Here is a 3,989-nt window from a genome sequence, read left to right as displayed (position 1 = left end):
GTACTCCGTCTCGATGCCCATTACTCGCCGTACGGTCATGCGGCCCTCCTTGCCCGGCGGCACCCTCGGTCGTGGGCGCCGCTCAGATACCGGTGGTGCTCCGGTGCGTGTGCGGTGCCCGTCCCCGCGACTGGCGACCCGGCGGTACGGAAGAGCCTAGAACGCCTCTGCGCTGGTGGGGAGATCATTTGCGTCATTGCCTTGGTCCAGCGGTGGCCTGAAAAGCGGGCGGCTGCGGGTGCCCGGTGTGGGCATCCGCAGCCGCCCCTGGTTTTTACAGGTACTGTCCGGTGTTCGCCACCGTGTCGATGGAGCGGCCGGTGTCGGCGCCCTGCTTTCCGGTGATGAGGGTGCGGATGTAGACGATCCGTTCGCCCTTCTTTCCGGAGATGCGGGCCCAGTCGTCGGGGTTGGTGGTGTTGGGGAGGTCCTCGTTCTCCTTGAACTCGTCCACGCATGCCTGGAGGAGGTGGGAGACCCGGAGGCCCTTCTGGTTCTTTTCGAGGAAGTCCTTGATCGCCATTTTCTTGGCGCGGCCCACGATGTTTTCGATCATGGCGCCGGAGTTGAAGTCCTTGAAGTAGAGGACTTCCTTGTCGCCGTTGGCGTAGGTGACTTCCAGGAAGCGGTTCTCCTCGGATTCGGCGTACATGTGTTCCACGGCCGTCTGGATCATGCTCTGGACGGTGGTGGTCTTGTCGTCGCCGTGTTCGCCGAGGTCGTCGGAGTGGAGCGGGAGGCGTTCGGTGAGGTACTTGCCGAAGATGTCCTTGGCCGCTTCGGCGTCCGGGCGCTCGATCTTGATCTTCACGTCGAGGCGGCCGGGGCGCAGGATGGCGGGGTCGATCATGTCCTCGCGGTTGGAGGCGCCGATGACGACCACGTTCTGGAGGCCCTCGACGCCGTCGATCTCGGCGAGGAGCTGGGGGACGATGGTGTTCTCCACGTCCGAGCTGACGCCGGAGCCGCGGGTGCGGAAGAGGGATTCCATCTCGTCGAAGAAGACGATGACGGGGGTGCCCTCGCTGGCCTTTTCGCGGGCTCGCTGGAAGACGAGGCGGATCTGGCGTTCGGTCTCGCCGACGTATTTGTTGAGGAGCTCGGGGCCCTTGATGTTGAGGAAGAAGCTCTTGCCCTGGGCCTGGCCGGTGACTTCGGCGACCTTTTTGGCCAGCGAGTTGGCGACGGCCTTGGCGATGAGTGTCTTGCCGCAGCCGGGGGGCCCGTACAGCAGGACGCCCTTGGGCGGCCGCAGTTCGTGCTCCTTGAACAGGTCGGGGTAGAGGTAGGGGAGCTCGACGGCGTCGCGGATGGCTTCGATCTGGCCGCCGAGGCCGCCGATCTGTTCGTAGCCGATGTCCGGGACTTCTTCGAGGACGAGTTCCTCGACCTCGCTCTTGGGGACGATCTCGTAGACGTACCCGGAGCGGGGTTCGAGCAGGAGGGCGTCGCCGGGGCGGATGGTGACGTCCAGCAGCGGCTCGGCGAGCCTGACCACCCGTTCCTCGTCGGTGTGCCCGACGACCAGGGCGCGCTCGCCGTCCTCGAGGATCTCCTTGAGGGTGACGATGTCCCCGACCCGCTCGTACTCCATGGCCTCGACCACGTTGAGCGCTTCGTTGAGCATCACTTCCTGGCCGCGTCGTAGCTCTTCGAGCTCGACGCCGGGGCTGACGTTCACGCGGAGTTTGCGGCCTCCGGTGAAGATGTCGGCCGTGCCGTCCTCGTTCGCCGTGAGGAAGACACCGAAGCCGGCCGGCGGCTGGGCGAGCCGGTCGACTTCTTCCTTGAGGGCCACGATCTGGTCGCGGGCCTCACGGAGCGTGTTCGCGAGTCGTTCGTTCTGGGCGGACACGCCGGCCAGGTTGGTCTGTAGCTCGACGATCCGCTCTTCGAGAATCCTCGTGTGCCGCGGAGAGTCGGCGAGCTTGCGTCGCAGGACGGCGATCTCCTGCTCAAGGTAGGCAATCTGCCCGGCGGGGTCGTCGGACCCTCGTCCCGGGCGGATGCCGCGGTTCATGTCGTCGTCGTGGGCTGCCACGGTCCTCACCTCCTCCAAGGGGAGCTGGACGCTTCCAGACCCTACCTGGGTGGGTGTCGATTGAAACCCCTAGATCACAAAGACTGTAGGGGTGTGTCCGATCTTCACCCTTGCGCTCTCCCTCACGCCAGGGGAATACCCACCGAACATGATTGGAAAGCGGCCGGGGGTAGGGTCGAAGTGTTCAACACCCGTCAGAGCCTGCATCGTTCCCGTGCGGCTCGGCAACTATCGGCAACTATCGGCAGGAGACATGGGCGTGCAGCAGGAGGCCGGGGCCGGCGGTGAGGCGCTGGAGGTCTGGATCGACCAGGATCTCTGTACCGGTGACGGGATCTGCGCGCAGTACGCGCCCGAGGTGTTCGAGCTGGACATCGACGGGCTGGCGTATGTGAAGAGCCCGCAGGACGCGCTGCTTCAGGACAAGGGGGCGACGGCTCCGGTGCCGTTGCCGCTGCTGACGGACGTGGTGGATTCGGCGCGGGAGTGTCCGGGTGACTGTATCCATGTGCGTCGGGTTTCGGACAGGGTCGAGGTGTACGGCCCGGACGCGGAGTGAGCGTGCGGGTACGCCTCGTGACGGTTGTCTGATTTCTCACAACCGTGGGTGGCCTGTTTCAGGCGCTGCGGGCGCCTGCGGGTGTCGAGCGGACGAACACGCTGTCCTTCCACTGCCACTTGGCGGTGTCCTTGAGGTCGGGGCAGCAACTGGGCACGTCCGCCGTGGAGTAGCCGAGGAGCGTCGCGTGCACGGCACCGTCGGTGACGGTGAGACTCGTGACGGTGGTGCGGTCCTTGGGGTCGACGAGGGTGGCGACCACGCGCGCGTGGGTCTGGGTGGGGCCCTGGGTGAGGACGTAGACGCCGTCGGGCGGGGTGCCCATGGGGGCGTCGCAGTGGACGGCGGCGACGGTTTCGGGTCTGCCGTCGCCGTCGAGGTCGCCGCTCGCCCGGTGGACGACGAGTTCGTCGACGGGGCCGCAGTCGAGGGGGAAGTCGATCCCGGTGGTGGCGGGGGCGGTGGCTGTCGGCCGGTCGTCGGGGGTGCCGGCCGCGGTGCCGGGCTGGGCGGCGGTGGCCGGTCTCGGCTGGAGGAGCGAGGAGAGGACGACGACGCCCGCCACGGCGGTGGCGGTGGCGACCCAGTGGATGGGCCGGGTGTGGCTGTGGGCCAGTTCCGGTACGGCGGACTGCTGCACTAGGAGCGTCTCCTGGGGTGGCTGTGCCGGTGGGGGTGGAGTGGCCAGCATCGTGCCATACGTCACAGGGCGGCGGAACGGCGGGGGTGCGGGATTTCGGACGGGTGTGCCGGGGGTGAGTCCGGTCGGTTCGTGCGGGTGAGCGGGTGGCTGGGGTGAACGTGAGGGCGCCGTGCCCGAGTTCCCGGGTGGTGCGGGGAACTCGGGCACGGCGCCCTGTCGTTGGAGGGGGTGCGGGCCGGGTCAGCGGCCGGTGCCGCCGTCGGCGTTGGGGCCGGCGTAGTCCTCGCCGTAGGCGCCCTTGGCGGGGCGGCGGCGGCGCATGGGCGGTTCGACGCCGTCCGCGAGGCGGCGGGCGGTGAGGAGGAAGCCGGTGTGGCCGATCATGCGGTGGTCGGGGCGGACGGCCAGGCCCTCGATGTGCCAGTTGCGGATCATCGTCTCCCAGGCGGTCGGCTCGTTGAAGCTGCCGATCTCGCGGATGGACTCGACGGTCCGGGCGAGCTGGGTGGTGGTGGCGACGTAGCAGCACAGGATGCCGCCGGGGACGAGCGCCTTGGAGACGGCCTCCAGGCATTCCCAGGGGGCGAGCATGTCGAGGATGACGCGGTCGACGTCGGTGTCGCTGAGGTTGTCCTGGAGGTCGCCGACGGTGAGCTGCCAGGCGGGGTGCGGGCCGCCGAAGTAGCGCTCCACGTTCTGCTGGGCGATCTCGGCGAAGTCCTCGCGGCGCTCGTAGGAGTGCAGCA

At 67.9% G+C, this 3,989-nt stretch carries 4 protein-coding genes; 1 reads left to right on the top strand and 3 read right to left on the bottom strand.

Translation table 11 applies throughout. The features are described 5' to 3' along the window. Window positions 1-274: 274 nt before the first annotated feature. On the bottom strand, window positions 275-2,041 hold the full coding sequence (arc, locus tag G6W55_RS37045) for a proteasome ATPase (RefSeq protein ID WP_030795489.1): 1,767 nt from the start codon (window positions 2,039-2,041) through the stop codon (window positions 275-277). Between the two features lie 253 nt (window positions 2,042-2,294). On the opposite strand from arc, the gene G6W55_RS37040 reads away from it, so the two are divergent. Continuing rightward, on the top strand, window positions 2,295-2,600 hold the full coding sequence (locus G6W55_RS37040) for a ferredoxin (RefSeq protein ID WP_175524990.1): 306 nt from the start codon (window positions 2,295-2,297) through the stop codon (window positions 2,598-2,600). 58 nt (window positions 2,601-2,658) lie between these two features. On the opposite strand, the gene G6W55_RS37035 is transcribed toward G6W55_RS37040, so the two are convergent. Together G6W55_RS37035 and G6W55_RS37030 are read right to left on the bottom strand one after the other, a co-directional pair. After that, on the bottom strand, window positions 2,659-3,240 hold the full coding sequence (locus G6W55_RS37035) for a hypothetical protein (RefSeq protein ID WP_175524989.1): 582 nt from the start codon (window positions 3,238-3,240) through the stop codon (window positions 2,659-2,661). A gap of 243 nt (window positions 3,241-3,483) precedes the next feature. Then, window positions 3,484-3,989: tRNA (adenine-N1)-methyltransferase (locus G6W55_RS37030; RefSeq protein WP_375372509.1), on the bottom strand; the 506-nt coding region annotated here is incomplete at its 5' end.

Source organism: Streptomyces sp. CAI-85, from assembly GCF_013363615.1.
Taxonomy (GTDB): domain Bacteria; phylum Actinomycetota; class Actinomycetes; order Streptomycetales; family Streptomycetaceae; genus Streptomyces; species Streptomyces antibioticus_B.
This window is presented reverse-complemented; position numbering and strand designations above follow the sequence as displayed.

Coding starts and splice junctions, on each gene's coding strand:
- G6W55_RS37040 (WP_175524990.1), top strand. CDS start 2,295: ATGGGCGTGCAGCAGGAGGCCGGGGCCGGCGGTGAGGCGCTGGAGGTC.